Raw genomic sequence first — 16,919 nt, 5'->3', positions numbered from 1 at the left:
TAAGGCTGGCGCTCAGTCCTGCGCGGTGCTCGCGCTTCCGCCTGCGAGACGCTGCTCCAGTTGCGCGACGCGCTTTTCGAGTTCCTCCAGGCGCGCGCGCGTGCGCACGAGCACTTGCGTCTGAGTGTCGAATTCCTCGCGCGTCACGAGATCCAGCTTCGAGAACCCCTGCGAGAGCATCGCCTTCATGTTTTTTTCGACGTCTTTCGCGGGCGAATTCTTGAACAGATCGCTCATCTTCTGCTGCAGATCATTGAAAACGTCGTTGGGCTGCTTCATCGTTTCTCCCTTCTTGCACTAAAAAAGTGCATTCATTGTTAGGTCAGTGCCCCGAATTATCGAATGTTCGATCTTGGTGCGCGCCGTCGAGTGTGCCGGCGTGCCCGGAGCACCGTTGAGGCGCCGCGATTTTAGCGCTGCCGCTCACTCGCGTTGTCCGCCCATGCCCCTTTTTGCGGGACCTCGAGACCACTCTAGCAACGAACACACCCCGGCGCCAGCACGTGCGGCGCACGTTGGCCGTTCGGCATACCCCGCGACGGAAGGTTTCCGTAAACCGCCGGAATCCCCCATGAACACTCGCTTGGCATACGAGTTGCATAACTGGCGCGGACCTTTTCTGCACGCTTCTCTGAGCGGCCCGGCAGGGCAGACGTCGCGGTAGCACCCAGCGCATCCCGCTTTAGAAGGCATCGAAGGATCAGCACACCACAGCGAGGGACACATGAAGCTCATTACCGCAATCATCAAGCCGTTCAAGCTGGACGAAGCGCGTGAAGCGTTGTCGGCCATCGGCGTCTCGGGTATCACGGTGACCGAGGTGAAAGGCTTCGGCCGACAGAAAGGGCACACCGAGCTCTATCGGGGCGCGGAGTATGTCGTCGACTTCCTGCCGAAAGTGAAGATCGAGGCGGCCGTTTCGGACGACATCGTCGATCAGGCGATCGAAGCCGTCGAACGCGCCGCGCGCACGGGAAAGATCGGTGACGGAAAGATCTTCGTCACCGCGATTGAACAGGTCATTCGCATCCGCACCGGCGAGACCGGCGCCGACGCGCTCTAACAAGAAATTGGCGATAAGAGGAACCAGAAGAATGCGTAACTTTTTGATGTCACTGTTGGTGGCGGGCGCGCTGGTCGGCGCGAATGTCGGCACCGCTCTCGCCCAGGATGCGTCCGCTCCGGCCGCTGCCTCGGCACCCGCGTCGTCCGATACCGCCGCAAGTGCACCGGCCTCCGCCAACACGGCGATGGCGTCGTCCGCCGATGCCGCGTCGGCTGCGGCGCCAGCATCGGGCGCATCCGATGCCGCGCCCGCCGCGCCGACCGAACCGGTCATGGTCGACTCCTCCAAGATCAGCTCGGGCGACACCGCCTGGATGCTGACCTCGGTCGCCCTCGTGCTGTTCATGACGGTCCCGGGTCTCGCGCTCTTCTACGCGGGCATGGTGCGCAAGAAGAACGTGCTCGCCACGGCGATGCAGAGCTTCGCGATTTGCTGTCTCGTGACGATTCTCTGGACCGTCGTCGGGTACAGCATCGCGTTCACGCCGGGCGGATCGTTCCTCGGCGGCTTCTCGCGCGTGTTCCTGCACGGCATGGCCTACATCAAGGGCGACAAGGCGACCACGCTCACCGTGAGCCACCTCGCCACGACTATTCCGGAGTCGGTCTACTTCGCGTTCCAGCTGACCTTCGCGATCATCACCCCGGCGCTCATCACCGGCGCATTCGCTGACCGCATGAAGTTCTCGGCGATGCTCGTGTTCATGGCGCTGTGGTCGCTGATCGTCTACTCGCCGGTCGCGCACATGGTCTGGGAACCGACCGGCTGGCTCGCAACGGCTGGCGTGCTCGACTTCGCGGGCGGCACGGTGGTTCACATCAACGCCGGTATCGCGGGCCTGATGTGCTGTCTGGTGCTCGGCAAGCGCGTCGGTTACGGCCGTGAAGTGATGGCCCCGCACAACCTCGTGCTCTCGCTGATCGGCGCATCGATGCTGTGGGTGGGCTGGTTCGGCTTCAACGCGGGTTCGGCAGTCGCGGCTGACGGCCGTGCCGGCTTCGCGATGCTCACGACGCAGATCGCCACCGCCTTCGCCGCTTTCGGCTGGATGTTCGCGGAGTGGATCACGAAGGGCAAGCCGTCGGTGCTCGGCATCATCTCGGGCGCGGTCGCGGGTCTGGTGGCAGTGACGCCGGCTTCGGGCTTCGTCGGCGTGACGGGCGCGATCGTGATCGGCATCGTCGCGGGCGTGGTCTGCTTCTGGTCGGCGACGTGGCTCAAGCACAAGTTCAACTACGACGATTCGCTCGACGCGTTCGGCGTGCACGGCGTGGGCGGGATCATCGGCGCGTTGCTGACGGGCGTATTCGCTGTGAAGGACATCGGCGGTTTCGACGGCAGCGTGCTGGTGCAGGCGAAGGGCGTGCTCGTCACGCTGGTCTACAGCGGCGTCGTCAGCTTCGTGTTGCTGAAGATCATCGACATGACCATGGGTCTGCGCGTCACGGAAGAACAGGAACGCGAAGGTCTCGACGTCACGCTGCACGGCGAGCACGTCGAATAAGGCATTCGTCGCCAGGCGGACGTCGCGGGAGGACGTCCGCTTCGACGCAAAGAACGAGCGCAGCGACTTCGCCCGCCTTCATGGCGGGCATTTTTTTGGTGCGCCGAGCATGCACAACAGCTTGGGGGTGCGAGTCCCCTGTCCAACCTGATGGTGGTGAAGGACTAGCGAAACGCAAGGGCGTCGTCGTGAGGCGGGGTCTGAAGGAAGCGTGTAGCAAAGCCACGACCTGACGAACAGAAACCAGATGGGAGGCCTACCCGGACGGACGAGCGAGCCAATGATCGCGAAGTCCATAGCCATCAAGGTCCGGGGTGGTAGATCTGGCGGGTGTGTGGCGAAGGCGGTTGGGCTTACCTCGGGAGGCCTGCGCGGTGTCCTGGACTCAGGACTGAACGGCTCGCAAGGGTTGTTGACCACCGCGCAGGAGTCAGCAGCGGGCATAGTAGGGCAGCGATGCCTGAAGGCCCAAACGGAGAGGAGCGGCGAGTAAGCCGGAGAACTCGACATGGGAGCGCAGCAGAAAACGCATCGCGTCCTCGATAGCGGAGGCAGGGGTGAAGCCCCGAGGGCTGCTGATCGAGGGGCTGAACCTATGGCGGCGAACCCCGAGTCTGAAAGCCCGTCGGCTAGTGACCGACTGATGGAGGAAGTCTGCGAACGGGAGAACCTGAAGCAGGCGTTGAAACGTGTGAGAGCAAACAAAGGCGCACCGGGCGTGGACGGCATGACGGTTCAGGCACTACCGACGTACCTGCGTGAGCACTGGCCGACGATACGGTCCATGCTGCTGGAAGGCACGTACAAGCCACACCCTGTCAGACGAGTCGAGATACCCAAGCCGGATGGAGGTGGCGTGCGCAAGCTTGGCATTCCGTGCGCGCTTGATCGATTCGTTCAGCAGGCGGTATTGCAGGTGCTGCAACAGCGGTGGGACCCGACGTTCTCGGATTCCAGTTATGGTTTCCGTCCGGGACGCTCGGCGCATCAGGCCGTGGCAAAGGCGCAAAGCTACATCCAGTCGGGGCATCGATGGATTGTAGATTTGGACCTCGAGAAATTCTTCGATCGCGTAAGCCACGATATCCTGATGAGCAGGGTGGCAAAGCGTGTCAGCGACAGGCGAGTGCTGAAGCTGATCCGCTCCTTTCTGACGGCGGGCGTGCTGGAAGACGGGCTGGTTGGCGCAACGGACGAAGGGACGCCCCAGGGCGGTCCGCTGTCACCGTTGTTATCCAATCTGATGCTCGACGACCTCGACCGGGAACTTGAGCGACGCGGACTGCGATTTGCGAGGTACGCCGACGACTGTAACGTCTATGTACGCAGCGAACGCGCGGGCCAACGGGTGATGGCGGGGCTGAAAGCCTTCCTCACCAGCAAGCTCAAGTTGACGGTCAACGAGACGAAGAGCGCAGTGGCCGAGCCTCACACGCGGAAGTTTCTGGGATTCACCTTCGGGACCCGGGATCACGTCAAACGGCGCATCGCGCCCAAGGCACTGAGCCGGTTCAAGGAGCGAATCCGGGAAATGACCCAGCGCTCGCACGGGGTCAGCGTTGACCAACTGATCGGCATGCTGAACCGTTACCTGACTGGATGGCGCGGCTACTTTGGATTCTGCGAAACGCCGAGCGTCCTTCAGCGTCTGGACGAATGGGTACGCCGCCGGGTTCGCTGCTTCTTCTGGAAGCAGTGGCGACGCGGGAACACCCGCTTCCGGGAACTGACGGCGCGAGGGGTGGACCGGTCCCTTGCTGCCCAGACAGCCGGGTCACCCCATAATGCATGGCGGCTGAGTAATAGCCCTGCACTGCAACGGGCGTTGACCAATCGCTTTCTGCGATCCCTCGGTCTTCCATCACTGCGTCCCTAGCCGATCAACCGATCCGAACCGCCGTGTACGGACCCGTACGCACGGTGGTGTGGGAGGGGTCGGGCCGCGAGGCCTGCCCCTATCCCGATCGTGACCGTTTTTCGTCGGGTTTTCGTCAAGGCACGCGCGGGCGGCAATTGCCGGGAAACCTTGTCAATTGGCGGTTCATACCCAATTAGGCAAAGCAATTGCTCTACAATCTTTCGTCTTCCGTCCGCGAGTAATCAATGGTTCCGCACCTAGTTACGGCGTTAAGTGGCCCGCTGCTCGACCTCGAGCGGAAAATTCTCGAGGCCATGCCTGCTATCGAGCGGTGGTTCCGCCTCGAATGGCAAGAGCACACGCCGCCGTTTTACTGCTCGGTCGATCTGCGCAACGCGGGGTTCAAGCTTGCGCCCGTCGACACCAATCTCTTTCCCGGCGGATTCAACAATCTGCCGCAGGAAGTGCTGCCGCTCGCGGTGCAGGCGGCGATGGCGTCCATCGAAAAAATCTGCCCCGACGCGAAGAATCTGCTCGTCATCCCCGAGCGCCATACGCGCAACGCGTTCTATCTCGAGAACGTCGCGCGCCTTGCGCTGATCATGCGGCAGGCCGGACTCAATATCCGCTTCGGGACGCTCGACGAGAACATCCACGGTCCGGTGACCATCGCGCTCGCGGATGGTCAGAAAATCGTGCTGGAGCCGCTCGAGCGGACGCCGCGGCGTCTGGGCCTGAAGAACTTCGATCCCTGCTCGATCCTGCTCAACAACGATCTCTCCGCCGGCATTCCGCATGTGCTGGAGAATCTGCACGAGCAATATCTGCTGCCGCCGCTGCACGCAGGCTGGGCCGTGCGCCGCAAATCGACGCACTTCTCCTGCTATGACGACGTCGCGAAGAAGTTTTCGAAGCTCGTCGAGATCGATCCGTGGATGGTGAACCCGTATTTCGCGCACGTGGAAGGCGTCGATTACGAAGCGCGCACCGGCGAGGAAGCGCTCGCCGAAGCCATCGACGGCGTGCTCAAGAAGATCGCGAAGAAGTATCGTGAGTACGGTATCAGCGAGCGTCCTTATGTCGTGATCAAGGCGGACGCCGGCACGTACGGAAAGGGCGTGATGACCGTTCACGACGCAAGCGAGGTTGCCGCACTGACCAAGCGCGAGCGCACGAAGATGAACGACGCGAAGGAAGGGCTGCAAGTCCACGACGTGATCGTGCAGGAAGGCGTGCATACGTTCGAGCGCGTGGAGAATGCGGTCGCCGAGCCGGTGGTGTACATGATCGACCGGTACGTGGTCGGCGGTTTCTATCGCGTGCACGACTCGCGCGAACGCGATCAGAACCTCAATGCGCCGGGCATGCACTTCGTGCCGCTCGGTTTCGAGCACTCGGCGCTGCCCGACACGCACGCCAAACCCGGCGCCGCGCCACCGAATCGCTTCTACATGTATGGCGTCGTCGCGCGGCTCGGGCTGCTGGCGGCATCGCTCGAACTCGAGAAGACCGATCCGGAAGCCATTCAGGTGTGATGTGACGGCTTGCGGTAAGCTCGCAGGCCGCGCACCGAACTAGCGAATTCTCATGAACATCCTCTTTATCGCCGACCCGCTCGATCGTTTCAAGATCTACAAGGACACGACCTACGCGATGATGGCCGAAGCCGCGCGGCGCGGCCACGTGCTCTACGCGTGCGAGCCGCAGCATCTCGCGTGGACGGGCGTCAAGGTCGAGGCGAGCGTGCGGCGCATCGCGATCGTCGGCGACGAGGCGAACAGCGACCGCTGGCCGTGGTACGCGGCCGAGCAGGCGGAGCATCTGCCGCTCACGCATTTCGATGCCGTGCTGATGCGCAAGGACCCGCCGTTCGACCTCGAATACGTCAACGCTACCTGGCTGCTGGAGATCGCCGAGCGCAACGGCGCGCGCGTTTTCAACAAGCCGCAGGCGATCCGCGATCACTCGGAGAAGCTCGCGATCGCGGAGTGGCCGCAGTTCGTCACGCCGACGCTCGTCACGCGCGATGCGGCGCGTCTGCGCGCATTTCACGCCGAGCATGGCGACGTGATCCTCAAGCCGCTCGACGGCATGGGCGGCATGGGCGTGTTCCGCGTGAAGGCGGACGGCATGAATCTCGGGTCGATCGTCGAGATGTTGTCGGAGGACGGGGCGCGCACGGTGATGGCGCAGCGCTTCATCCCTGAAATCACGGACGGCGACAAGCGCATTCTCGTTATCGGCGGCCAGCCTGTACCGTACTCGCTCGCGCGCATTCCGCAGGGCAGCGAAGTGCGCGGCAATCTCGCGGCGGGCGGTCTCGGCCGTGCGCAGCCGCTGTCGGCGCGCGATCGTGAAATCGCCGAAACGCTCGGGCCGGTGCTACAAGCGCGCGGCTTGCTGCTGGCCGGGCTGGACGCGATCGGCGACTACCTCACCGAAGTCAACGTCACGAGCCCGACGTGCTTCCGCGAGATCATGGATCAGACCGGCTTCGATGTTGCCGGAATGTTCATCGACGCGCTGGAGCGCGCGGTCCACTGAGTCCGCCGACGCACGGAACGCGCGCGGACACCGCGTCAAACTCATCCCGGCGACACTGTTACAATTGATTTACCGGCGCCCGCTGTTTGGGGCGCCATCGCGTCTTAAAGCGTGGTTAAGCATCGAGGCGCAGGATGGGTAATCGAGTGGGACGCTGTTGATTTATGCCTGACCGGCGCCCACGTACGTGTTGTGTTTCGCGTCGCTCGCGCGTTTTCGAGCGAAATCTGACGTTATCGTCTGACTTTTGTCGATAATTTGTCGCTGGGGCAATATCCTGACATGGCTGGCATCCTGATCATCGCGCATGCACCTTTCGCAACCGCGCTACGCGAGTGCGTGGCTCATATCTACGGCGGCCTGCCGGCGCGCATCGGCGTCATCGATGTATCGCCGGATTGCGATCCGGTCGAAGTTCGCGCGTTCGCGCGCTCCGAAATCGATCGTCTGAAGGAAGACAACGGCGCCATCGTGCTGACCGATGTGTTCGGCGCGACGCCCGCGAACATCGCGGCGAGCCTGCACGATACCGACGTGCGCGTGCTCGCCGGCTGTAATCTGCCGATGCTGGTGCGCGCTGTCTGCTATCGCGCGACGCCGCTCGACACGCTGACCGAAAAAATCCTGCAGGGCGGCTCGAAGGGCATCCAGGAACTGGATTCGTCCACGCCGCTCAATCCCTGCGCCCTCGCCACGAAAGCAGCCGGCTCGCCCGATCCGGCGTGCTCGGCGAGCGCGGATCTCGTCAGCGCGAAGGCCGCAAGCCACTGACGCCGCTCAATTCATCCATCTAGCGCTCGGAGCATCATGCTGCAACAAGAAACAACAATCGTGAACAAGCTGGGGCTCCACGCGCGCGCTTCGGCCAAGCTCACACAACTTGCGGGCAACTTTCAATGCGAAATCTGGATGAGCCGCAATGGCCGCCGGATCAACGCGAAGAGCATCATGGGCGTGATGATGCTGGCGGCGGGTATCGGCAGTACGGTGACGATCGAAACCGAAGGCGCCGACGAAGCCGAAGCGATGCAGGCGATTCTCTCGCTGATCGCCGACAAATTCGGGGAAGGCCAGTAAGCGCTTGTATGCCGTATCGATTCAATGAAAAGCCGCGCATCGACGCGGCTTTTTCGTATCCGCGTCACGCGTTCACGTAATTCCGTGCAACCGTCGCGGCCCTGATGCCGCAGTGTGTTCAGGGACTTACCACGTCAATCGAACTTATAATGGACGCGCGGTTTGCGCCCGCCGAGGGGGCTCCTTGGCAGACCGCGACAATCAAAATTAGAGGAGGTGCGCGTGTCCTTCACGCTGCATGGAATTCCCGTCTCGCGCGGCATCGCCATTGGGCGCGCGTACCTGATCGCGCCCGCAGCGCTCGACGTAGACCATTATCTGATCGAACCGGATCAGATCGACGCTGAAATCGCTCGTTTTTACGCGGCGCAGGCGGGCGTGCTCGCCGAGCTCGAAACACTGCGCGAAGATCTTTCCGCCGACGCACCCAGCGAAATGAGCGCGTTCATCAATGTTCACACGATGATCCTGAACGACGCCATGCTCGTGCAGGAAACCATCGATCTCATCCGCACGCGCCGTTACAACGTCGAGTGGGCGCTCACCGAACAACTGGAAATCCTCGGAGGCTATTTCGATGAAATCGAGGACGAATACCTGCGCGAGCGCAAGGCGGATGTCGAGCAGGTCGTCGAACGTCTGCTGAAGGCGCTCGCGGGCGCGCCGACGGCCGCGTCGCTCGTCGTGCATACGGCCGCGAGCAACGGCCATAACGAGATGATCGTCGTTGCGCACGATATCGCGCCGGCGGACATGCTCCAGTTCAAGACGCAGGCGTTCAAGGGTTTCGTCACCGATCTGGGCGGCCGCACGTCGCACACGGCGATCGTCGCGCGCAGCCTCGGCATTCCGGCGTCCGTCGGCGTGCAGCAGGCGAGCGCGCTGATTCGCCAGAACGATCTCATCATCGTGGACGGCGACCACGGTATCGTCATCGTCGATCCTGCGCCGATCGTCCTCGAAGAGTATTCATACCGGCAAAGCGAGAAGGTGCTCGAGCAGCGCAAGCTGCAGCGCCTGAAGTTCTCGCCGACGCAAACGCTTTGCGGCACGAAGATCGAGCTGTGCGCGAATATCGAACTGCCGGAAGATGCGCAAGTCGCGGTCGAAGCGGGCGCGATGGGCGTGGGCCTGTTCCGCACTGAGTTCCTCTTCATGAATCACAAGGACCAGTTGCCGGAGGAAGAGGAGCAGTTCGAGGCGTACAAGCGCGCGGTCGAGCTGATGAACGGCAAGCCGGTGACGATCCGCACGATCGACGTCGGCGCGGACAAGCCGCTCGATTCGATGAGCGGCGGCGACGGTTACGAGACCGCGCCGAACCCGGCACTCGGCCTGCGCGCGATCCGCTGGAGCTTGTCCGAGCCGCAGATGTTCATCACGCAGTTGCGGGCGATCCTGCGAGCGTCGGCGTTCGGTCCGACCAAGATTCTGATTCCAATGCTCGCGCATGCGCAGGAAATCGACCAGACGCTCGATCTGATCCGCGAGGCGAAGCGTCAGCTCGATGAAGAAGGCGTCGCGTATGACCGCCAGGTACAGGTCGGCGCGATGATCGAGATCCCCGCTGCGGCTATCGCGGTGAGGCTGTTTCTGAGCCGGCTCGATTTTCTGTCGATTGGCACGAACGACCTGATCCAGTACACGCTCGCGATCGATCGCGCCGACAACTCGGTCGCGCATCTCTACGATCCGTTGCATCCGGCGGTGCTGAATCTGATCGCGTTCACCTTGCGCGAAGCGAAGCGAGCGGGCGTGCCGGTGTCGGTGTGTGGGGAAATGGCCGGCGATCCCGCCGTCACGCGCTTGCTGCTCGGGCTTGGACTGACCGAGTTCTCGATGCATCCGAGCCAGTTGCTTGTCGTGAAGCAGGAAATCTTGCGCTCGAATCTGAAGGCGTTTGAGAAGCCGGTCGCGGATGTGATGGCGGCGTATGAGCCTGCGGAGTTGCAGGCGGCGCTCACCGCATTGCAGAAGATTTAGCGTTTTCGCCGGATCCCGTATTCGTGTCGGTTTATTAGCACTGCCCCTCCCCGGGGCGGGGGTCACTTTCTTTGCTGCTGCAAAGAAAGTAACCAAAGAAAGCAGCTCGTTCAGGCCCGCGGTCACACGCACGTTGGCCATGCTTGCCAGCCGCCTGTGGTCCTCGCCTAAGTGTCGTCCTCATAGGCCCAATCGGGTTTGGCTCGCGCACGGTCTGACGAGCCAGAAGTTATAGCGCGCTGGTTCAGCACCAAATAGCTTCGGCACAGCGCTACGCGCTGCCGTTGGGGATGCGAGGGAAACCGACTAAAGACGAAGGCAGTGAGATGGCAGCGTTAGCGAGAAAACACGCGCGGACCCGATTGACCGGTCGGCCGCGAAGCGGGCCGGAGCTATTTGGTGCTGAACCAGTTTCTTGTGTGGCGCGATGAGTCAGACCGTGCGCGGTCCAAGCCCTTATCTGCTTGCGGGGGCACTCGCTACTGCCGGGCCATTAGGCCAATCGCCTGTGCCGCGGCCGGCGTGAAGTGCTTAGGCTGGGGATAGCTGTTTCTTTGGTTACTTTCTTTGCAGCAGCAAAGAAAGTGACCCCCGCCCCGGGGAGGGGCAGAGCTAATAGACCGACACGCTATCGGGATCCAGCGAAAACCAGATCCATCGCGCAAGCATTTTCCTTAGCGAAAATACCAAACACGCTCTAAACCAGCCCGTGATCAACGATCACCCGTTCCACCTGCGCGATAACCTGCTCGGGTGAGATCGCCGTGCTGCATTGAAAGCGCCCGGGTGTGTCGCGACGGCGCGGACACCACAGAAAGTCCCGATTATCGAAATCGCAGTTCGTGTCGTTGAAGCAACTGTTGCATGCGTGAAAGTTGATCACACGATACGGCGTGTGGAACTCGGTATGCGGATGACTAAACCCACTGACCATCACCACCGGCGTGCCCACCGCCCACGCAAGCCACGACAGGCCGCTGCTCAATCCAACGAAAAAATCCGCGTGTTTGAGCAGACTCGCGCGCTCCTCGAGCGGATGATTCCCCGTAAAGTCCTCGCAGCCTTCCGGCATCGTGTTGATGACGCCATCGACGCCGAACTCGCGATGCTGATCGATGCAGAGCACGCGATATCCCCGCGCTTTCAGATGAGCGATCAGCACCGGCCAGCCACGCGGGTTGTTCCAGTACTTGCACTGTGCCGTCGATTGCGTCGCGATGCAGACGTAGCGCTCGGCAACGCGCCGCGCCGACTCCGCAACAACGATGTTTGGCCGCCGCTCCTCGCATGGCACGCCGAGCAGATAAGCGGCCGCGTCCTGCAGGCTGCTCATCCGCGGGTCGGTCGGCTGATGATCGCGATCGGTGTACGGAGAGAAAAAGCCGAGATGGTAGGTGGCGTAGAACGGTTCGTCGAGCGAATCAGCGGATTCAGACGACACGAAGCGGATCGCCGGGTAGCCCTTCACGAATAGCGCTTGCAGATGCGCGGGCAGCACGACATGAACTTCACACTGCTCCTGTAGCCGGAAGGCTTCCACGGCCGGCATCCACGCGAGCGTGTCGCCGAGCGCCGTGCCGGAAGGATGGATCAGGACGCGGCGGCCGCGCGCGTCGTAGGCGTGATGAAAAACGAGGCGTTCGCCGTCGAACACCTGGAGTTCGAAGCGCAAAAAATACTTGCGCCGGCTCGTGACGATCGAATTCGCTTCGACGCGCTCGTCGAAAACCTGGCTGAAGGTGTCCAGATCGACCATGCGGACTCGCCATCCGTCGACCGGAAGCTGCACGCGGCAACCGTAATTGAAATCGTAAAGGATGCCTTCCGGTCCGGCGAGTTTAGGAAGCGATGGCCGGACGAACGCGCTGTGCGTGAGTCCGCGCTGCGTGCTTGGCGCTGAAGTGACGATGCTCAAGTGACGGTCCGGTCTGTGACGGATCGGACAGCTTAAGTGGATCGTCCAAAAAGCGGCTTAGGACTCGACCTAATCAGCGCGCCGCTTCCCGCATCTTCGCGTTTCCGCAAACCGGGCAATCCGGCTGCCGCGCGATCTTCATCGTGTTCCATTCCATGCGCAGCGAGTCGAGCATCATGAGGCGTCCCGCGAGCGTCTTGCCGAAGCCGCCGATCACGCGCAGCGCCTCGGCCGCCTGCATCGCGCCGATGATGCCGACCGTCGGCGCGAACACGCCCATCGTCGAGCACGCGACTTCCTCGAACGTCTGATCCGGCGGGAACACGCACGCGTAGCACGGCGAATCCGGCGAGCGGAAGTCGAAGGTGCTGATCTGTCCGTCGAATCGCAACGCCGCGCCCGACACAAGCGGCACGCGATGCGCGACGCAGGCCGCGTTGATCGCGTGGCGCGTCGCGAAGTTGTCGCTGCAATCGAGCACGACCGAAGCGCCGGGCATGTTGGCGTCGAGCCAAGCGGCGTCCGCGCGCGCGGCCACCGCGATGACTTCGACGCCAGGATTCAACGCGTTCAGCGTCTCGCGCGCCGACTCCACCTTGAGCGTTCCGACCGATCGCGTCATGTGCACGATCTGCCGCTGCAGATTCGTGAGATCGACGGTATCGGCATCGACCAGCGTGATCTTTCCGACACCCGACGCCGCGAGATACATCGCCGCGGGCGCGCCCAGGCCGCCAGCGCCGATGATGATCGCGTGCGCGTCGAGAAAACGCTCCTGCGCCTCGATACCGATTTCATCGACGAGGATATGGCGGGAGTAGCGAAGGAGTTGATCGTCGTTCATTGCGGAAAGAATCGGCTTGCTCGAACGAAGCATTCTAAGCGCGCAAAAGAGAAAAGGCTTCGCAACATCATGCTGCGAAGCCTTTTGCAGGACTACAGGAAAATTACTTCGATTGCTGCGCGGTCGGCGACGAAGCCGGTTGCGCGCCCGACGCCGGCGCGGAGCCCGGCGTGGCCGGCAGCGCCGGAGGCGCCACGACAGGCGCGGAGGCCGAGCGCGGCGGCTTGTTCTGCGCGAGCTTGCGTTCGCTGTACGACTTCGACTCCACGACCTGCTTCCCTTCGAGCTTGTTCAGCCCCTGCTGGAGCATAAAGTCGTCCGAACTGCCGAACTCGACCGGCTTGCGCTCGCGATCCTTGCGGCGCTGCTCTGGCGTCTTCTTGTCGTTCTGCTCTTCGAGAATGCGCAGTTGCTCCAGGCGATCCGCCTCGCGCTGTTCCTGCTCCTTCTTCTCGTTCGGATCCTGCGTGTTGGCGAGGTGGTTCGAGTAATCGACTTCGCGCGTGACGAGCGCGTCATCCGGATCGCCGTCCGCGTATTGATCGACCGGAACGTCAGGGCGCACGCCCTGGTTCTGGATCGACTTGCCGCTCGGCGTGTAGTAGTAGGCGGTCGTCAGGCGCAGCGCGGAGTCGGCGGTCATCGGGCGAACCGTCTGCACGGAACCCTTGCCGAACGTCGTCTTGCCCACGATCAGCGCGCGGTGATGATCCTGCAGCGCGCCCGCGACGATCTCCGAAGCCGAAGCCGAGTATGCGTTGGTCAGCACGACCATCGGCACCTTCTTGAAGATTTCCGGCACGCTCTTCAGCGGATCGGAATCGAAGGAAGGCAGACGGTAGTTGTCGTAGGTGTCGCGGAAGGTCTGCTTCGCGTCCGCGATTTGTCCATTGGTCGACACGACCACCGCGTTGTCCGGCAGGAACGCGCCCGCAACGCCGACCGCGCTTTGCAGGAGGCCGCCGCCGTTGTTCCGCAGGTCGAGCACGAGACCCTTCAGATTCGGCTGCTGACGCGCGAGATCCTGCAGCTTCGCGGCGAGATCAGGCACCGTGCGCTCCTGGAAGCTCGTGATGCGGATATAGCCGTAGCCCGGCTCCGGCACTTTCATCTTCACCGACTGCACGCGGATCACGGCGCGCGTCACGGTGAGCGGGAAGGTGCGGTCGTCGCTCTTGCGGAAGATCGTGAGCGTGACCTTCGTGCCCGGTTCGCCGCGCATCTGCTTCACGGCTTTATCCAGCGTCATGCCGCGCACCGGCTTGTCGTTGATGCGCGTGATGAGGTCGCCCGGACGAATGCCGGCGCGGAACGCGGGCGTGTCCTCGATCGGCGAGATCACCTTGATGAGCCCGTCTTCCGAAGAGATCTCGATGCCGAGGCCCGCGAAGCGACCCTTGGTCTGCTCCTGCAGTTCTTCGTAATCGGTCTTGTCGAGATAGGACGAGTGCGGGTCGAGACTCGACACCATGCCCTTGATGGCGGCGGTGAGGAGCTTTTTATCGTCGACCGGTTCGACGTATTCGTGCTTGATTTGCCCGAAGACTTCGGCGAAAAGCCGCAATTGTTCGAGCGGCAGCGGCGAGGAGGCGGATTGCTGTGCGGATGCGGAAATCTGCAGCGTCGCGAGTGCGCCGGCAGCAATGCCTGCGGCGATCAGGCCGAAATTTTTCAGGTTCATTCGCATAGAGAGTGCGGTCGGACTCGAATGAGCAGCATCGTAGGTGACGGGCCAGTATACCCGGTCGTCTCAATTAACGACTTAAACGCAACTTAAATGCCCGAGGCTTCGACGCCTCGCAGCGTAGGGTTGCGCACGTTTCAACGCGAATATGTCGATGCCGCCGGCAGGCCGTCAGCCGCGCGTCATATGCGTCGAGGGCGCTTTTTGCAGCACGCTCGACGCGCGGATTGCATCGCGGGATCAGGACACTGCGGCCCGCGACACGACGTCAGCCCGCCTTGCCCTGCTTGGCGACAGCGGCCTGCGCGGCCGCGATGGCTTCCGGATCGCCCAGATAGTAATGCTTGATGGGCTTCAGGTTTTCGTCGAGTTCATAGACGAGCGGCACGCCGTTCGGGATGTTCAGCCCGACGATGTCGTCATCGGAGATATTGTCCAGATACTTGACCAGCGCGCGGATCGAGTTGCCGTGCGCCGAGATCACGACCTGCTTGCCCGACTTGATGGCCGGCGCGATCGACTCGTTCCAGACCGGCAGCACGCGCGCGACGGTGTCTTTCAGGCACTCGGTGAGCGGCAACTGCTCGCGCGGCACCTTGGCGTAACGCGGATCGTTGAACGACGCGCGCTCGTCGCCCGGTTCGAGCGCGGGCGGCGGCGTGTCGTAGCTGCGGCGCCATACGAGCACCTGATCGTCGCCGTACTTCTTCGCCGTTTCGGCCTTGTTGAGGCCCGCGAGCGCGCCGTAGTGCCGCTCGTTCAGACGCCACGAATGCACGACCGGGATATACATCTGGTCCATCTCGTCCTGCACGTGCCACAGCGTGCGGATCGCGCGCTTGAGCACCGACGTGTAGGCGATATCGAACGTATAGCCAGCTTCCTTCAACAGCACGCCGGCCTGGCGCGCTTCCCGGTTGCCCTGCTCGGTCAGGTCGACGTCGACCCAGCCCGTGAAGCGGTTTTCCTTGTTCCACGTCGATTCGCCGTGGCGGATGAGCACTAGCTTGTACATGATTTCGGTCGGTCAGTTGAAAAAGCGGGTGCGCCGATCGCACCCCGTCATCCTGCACGCACGGACGGGGTGTCGCCATCGGCCGGACGGCGGAGGCCATCGCGGGAAACGGTTATTTTATAATGCTCCGATTGCGCCTATTTCCCTTTCTTCCTTTCCTACTAAATTTCGGCGGCCCTGACGTGAAGTTTTTCACCAATTACACGAATATCGCACTCATCGTCGTCGCGCTCGTTTCCGGCGCGCTGCTCCTCTGGCCCGCCATCATGCGGCGCGGGCGCGGCGGCATTTCCCCCGCCGAAGCCACCACGCTCATCAACCGGCGCAACGCCGTGATCGTCGATCTGCGGCCCGCCGCGGAGTTCGCCAAGGGACATCTGCCGCAGGCACGAAACGTCGAATTGACGGAGCTTCAAGCAAAAATCGGCCAGATCGCAAAGAATAAGAGCAATCCGGTCGTGCTCGTTTGCCAAACCGGTCAGGAATCGCAGCGCGCGAGCCGCGCCGTGTCCGAGGCGGGTTACGCCGAGGTCCACGTTTTGCAAGGCGGAGTCGACGCCTGGCAAAAGGCCGGCATGCCGGTGGTGAAACAAGGAGCAGTCAAGTGAAGAAAGTGGTGATGTACAGCACGGTCGTGTGCCCGTATTGCCAGATGGCCGAACGTCTTTTAAAGTCCCGCGGGGTCGAAACAATCGAGAAGATCCTGATCGACCGTGAACCGGGCCGGCGCGAGGAAATGATGACGCGCACGGGCCGGCGCACCGTGCCGCAGGTTTATATCGGCGAAACGCATGTCGGCGGCTACGACGACCTGTCCGCGCTCGACCGCAAAGGCGGTCTCGTGCCGCTGCTCGAATCCGCGTGAAGACACACTCGCGGCGCGCTTCTACGTGAAAACGCGCGCCGCATACCGATTTACCTAGGAAATCACTATGTCCGACGAGAACAATCAGCCGTTTTTCAACATCCAGCGCATCTATCTGAAGGACATGTCGCTCGAGCAGCCGAATTCGCCGGCCATTTTCCTCGAGCAGGAAATGCCGTCGGTCGAAGTCGAAGTCGACGTCAAGGCAGACCGCCTCGCCGAAAGCGTCTTCGAAGTGCTGGTCACGGGCACCGTGACGGCGAAGGTCGCGGGCAAGGTCGCGTTCCTGATCGAGGCGAAGCAGGCAGGCATCTTCGATATCCGCAACATTCCGGCCGATCAGATCGATCCGCTCGTCGGCATCGCATGCCCGACCATCCTGTTCCCGTACCTGCGCTCGAATATCGCCGATGCGATCACGCGCGCCGGTTTCCCGCCGATCCACCTCGCGGAAATCAACTTCCAGGCGTTGTACGAGCAACGCATCGCCCAGCTCGCGAGCGCGCAGGAAGGCGCGGCGAACGGCGCGACGCATTGACGCCAACGCTGCCGAACCGGAGCCGA

Annotated in this window: 16 protein-coding genes; 11 read left to right on the top strand and 5 right to left on the bottom strand. The window is 62.4% G+C overall.

Annotation, left to right across the window (positions count from 1 at the left end; translation table 11 throughout):
- Positions 1-12: 12 nt before the first annotated feature.
- Entirely contained in the window at positions 13-279 is a 267-nt protein-coding gene (locus tag ACEN42_RS14495; RefSeq protein WP_187608680.1) for an accessory factor UbiK family protein, read from the bottom strand.
- Positions 280-724: 445 nt separating this feature from the next.
- Here ACEN42_RS14495 and ACEN42_RS14490 point away from each other — a divergent pair, with 445 nt between their 5' ends.
- The 8 genes from ACEN42_RS14490 (at position 725) to ptsP (ending at position 10,032) form a co-directional block, all read left to right on the top strand.
- The gene (locus tag ACEN42_RS14490; protein WP_014190273.1) at positions 725-1,063 is read left to right on the top strand and encodes a P-II family nitrogen regulator; all 339 of its coding nucleotides are present in this window, start codon (positions 725-727) and stop codon (positions 1,061-1,063) included.
- A gap of 31 nt (positions 1,064-1,094) precedes the next feature.
- Complete coding sequence (locus ACEN42_RS14485) at positions 1,095-2,570, top strand: ammonium transporter (protein ID WP_187608679.1); 1,476 nt, start codon at positions 1,095-1,097, stop codon at positions 2,568-2,570.
- 508 nt (positions 2,571-3,078) lie between these two features.
- Entirely contained in the window at positions 3,079-4,446 is a 1,368-nt protein-coding gene (ltrA, locus tag ACEN42_RS14480) for a group II intron reverse transcriptase/maturase (RefSeq protein WP_371880278.1), read from the top strand.
- A gap of 227 nt (positions 4,447-4,673) precedes the next feature.
- Positions 4,674-5,963: a glutamate--cysteine ligase gene (gshA, locus tag ACEN42_RS14475; RefSeq protein ID WP_187607398.1), complete on the top strand. Its 1,290-nt coding sequence runs from the start codon at positions 4,674-4,676 to the stop codon at positions 5,961-5,963.
- 52 nt (positions 5,964-6,015) lie between these two features.
- Positions 6,016-6,972, top strand: a complete 957-nt coding sequence (gshB, locus tag ACEN42_RS14470; RefSeq protein WP_238209625.1) for a glutathione synthase — start codon at positions 6,016-6,018, stop codon at positions 6,970-6,972.
- A gap of 282 nt (positions 6,973-7,254) precedes the next feature.
- A complete protein-coding gene (locus ACEN42_RS14465) occupies positions 7,255-7,743 on the top strand; it encodes a PTS sugar transporter subunit IIA (RefSeq protein WP_035497527.1) in 489 nt (162 codons plus the stop codon).
- Between the two features lie 36 nt (positions 7,744-7,779).
- Positions 7,780-8,049, top strand: a complete 270-nt coding sequence (locus ACEN42_RS14460) for an HPr family phosphocarrier protein (RefSeq protein ID WP_187607400.1) — start codon at positions 7,780-7,782, stop codon at positions 8,047-8,049.
- Between the two features lie 222 nt (positions 8,050-8,271).
- On the top strand, positions 8,272-10,032 hold the full coding sequence (gene ptsP, locus ACEN42_RS14455; protein WP_187607401.1) for a phosphoenolpyruvate--protein phosphotransferase: 1,761 nt from the start codon (positions 8,272-8,274) through the stop codon (positions 10,030-10,032).
- 697 nt (positions 10,033-10,729) lie between these two features.
- On the opposite strand, the gene ACEN42_RS14450 is transcribed toward ptsP, so the two are convergent.
- From ACEN42_RS14450 to gpmA, 4 genes are all read right to left on the bottom strand, one after another.
- Positions 10,730-11,947, bottom strand: coding sequence for an autotransporter strand-loop-strand O-heptosyltransferase (locus ACEN42_RS14450; protein ID WP_371880277.1), 1,218 nt, complete (start codon positions 11,945-11,947; stop codon positions 10,730-10,732).
- A 73-nt stretch (positions 11,948-12,020) separates the two neighbouring features.
- The gene (locus ACEN42_RS14445) at positions 12,021-12,791 is read right to left on the bottom strand and encodes a ThiF family adenylyltransferase (RefSeq protein ID WP_371880276.1); all 771 of its coding nucleotides are present in this window, start codon (positions 12,789-12,791) and stop codon (positions 12,021-12,023) included.
- 103 nt (positions 12,792-12,894) lie between these two features.
- Complete coding sequence (locus ACEN42_RS14440; RefSeq protein WP_035497529.1) at positions 12,895-14,478, bottom strand: S41 family peptidase; 1,584 nt, start codon at positions 14,476-14,478, stop codon at positions 12,895-12,897.
- 265 nt (positions 14,479-14,743) lie between these two features.
- Entirely contained in the window at positions 14,744-15,490 is a 747-nt protein-coding gene (gpmA, locus tag ACEN42_RS14435; RefSeq protein ID WP_035497532.1) for a 2,3-diphosphoglycerate-dependent phosphoglycerate mutase, read from the bottom strand.
- Between the two features lie 182 nt (positions 15,491-15,672).
- Between gpmA and ACEN42_RS14430 the strand changes: the two genes are divergently transcribed.
- The 3 genes from ACEN42_RS14430 to secB all read left to right on the top strand — a co-directional run bounded on the left by ACEN42_RS14430 (position 15,673) and on the right by secB (position 16,893).
- On the top strand, positions 15,673-16,098 hold the full coding sequence (locus ACEN42_RS14430) for a rhodanese-like domain-containing protein (RefSeq protein WP_035497534.1): 426 nt from the start codon (positions 15,673-15,675) through the stop codon (positions 16,096-16,098).
- The gene (gene grxC / locus ACEN42_RS14425) at positions 16,095-16,355 is read left to right on the top strand and encodes a glutaredoxin 3 (RefSeq protein ID WP_008351780.1); all 261 of its coding nucleotides are present in this window, start codon (positions 16,095-16,097) and stop codon (positions 16,353-16,355) included. The genes ACEN42_RS14430 and grxC overlap by 4 nt, the downstream gene beginning before the upstream one ends.
- Positions 16,356-16,422: 67 nt before the next feature.
- Positions 16,423-16,893 (top strand): protein-export chaperone SecB, encoded by a 471-nt coding sequence (gene secB / locus ACEN42_RS14420; RefSeq protein WP_035497535.1) that lies wholly within the window; start codon positions 16,423-16,425, stop codon positions 16,891-16,893.
- Positions 16,894-16,919: the final 26 nt, after the last annotated feature.

The sequence above is a fragment of the Caballeronia sp. S22 genome (assembly GCF_964261745.1).
Lineage (GTDB): Bacteria > Pseudomonadota > Gammaproteobacteria > Burkholderiales > Burkholderiaceae > Caballeronia > Caballeronia jiangsuensis.
Note: the sequence above shows the minus strand (reverse complement) of the source record. Positions and strands in the feature narration are given on the sequence as shown.

Bases quoted from the DNA above. Each gene is read 5' to 3' on its own strand.
- ACEN42_RS14495 (WP_187608680.1), bottom strand. From the start codon at position 279: ATGAAGCAGCCCAACGACGTTTTCAATGATCTGCAGCAGAAGATGAGC.
- ACEN42_RS14490 (WP_014190273.1), top strand. From the start codon at position 725: ATGAAGCTCATTACCGCAATCATCAAGCCGTTCAAGCTGGACGAAGCG.
- ACEN42_RS14485 (WP_187608679.1), top strand. From the start codon at position 1,095: ATGCGTAACTTTTTGATGTCACTGTTGGTGGCGGGCGCGCTGGTCGGC.
- ltrA (WP_371880278.1), top strand. From the start codon at position 3,079: ATGGGAGCGCAGCAGAAAACGCATCGCGTCCTCGATAGCGGAGGCAGG.
- gshA (WP_187607398.1), top strand. From the start codon at position 4,674: ATGGTTCCGCACCTAGTTACGGCGTTAAGTGGCCCGCTGCTCGACCTC.
- gshB (WP_238209625.1), top strand. From the start codon at position 6,016: ATGAACATCCTCTTTATCGCCGACCCGCTCGATCGTTTCAAGATCTAC.
- ACEN42_RS14465 (WP_035497527.1), top strand. From the start codon at position 7,255: ATGGCTGGCATCCTGATCATCGCGCATGCACCTTTCGCAACCGCGCTA.
- ACEN42_RS14460 (WP_187607400.1), top strand. From the start codon at position 7,780: ATGCTGCAACAAGAAACAACAATCGTGAACAAGCTGGGGCTCCACGCG.
- ACEN42_RS14445 (WP_371880276.1), bottom strand. From the start codon at position 12,791: ATGAACGACGATCAACTCCTTCGCTACTCCCGCCATATCCTCGTCGAT.
- ACEN42_RS14440 (WP_035497529.1), bottom strand. From the start codon at position 14,478: ATGCGAATGAACCTGAAAAATTTCGGCCTGATCGCCGCAGGCATTGCT.
- gpmA (WP_035497532.1), bottom strand. From the start codon at position 15,490: ATGTACAAGCTAGTGCTCATCCGCCACGGCGAATCGACGTGGAACAAG.
- secB (WP_035497535.1), top strand. From the start codon at position 16,423: ATGTCCGACGAGAACAATCAGCCGTTTTTCAACATCCAGCGCATCTAT.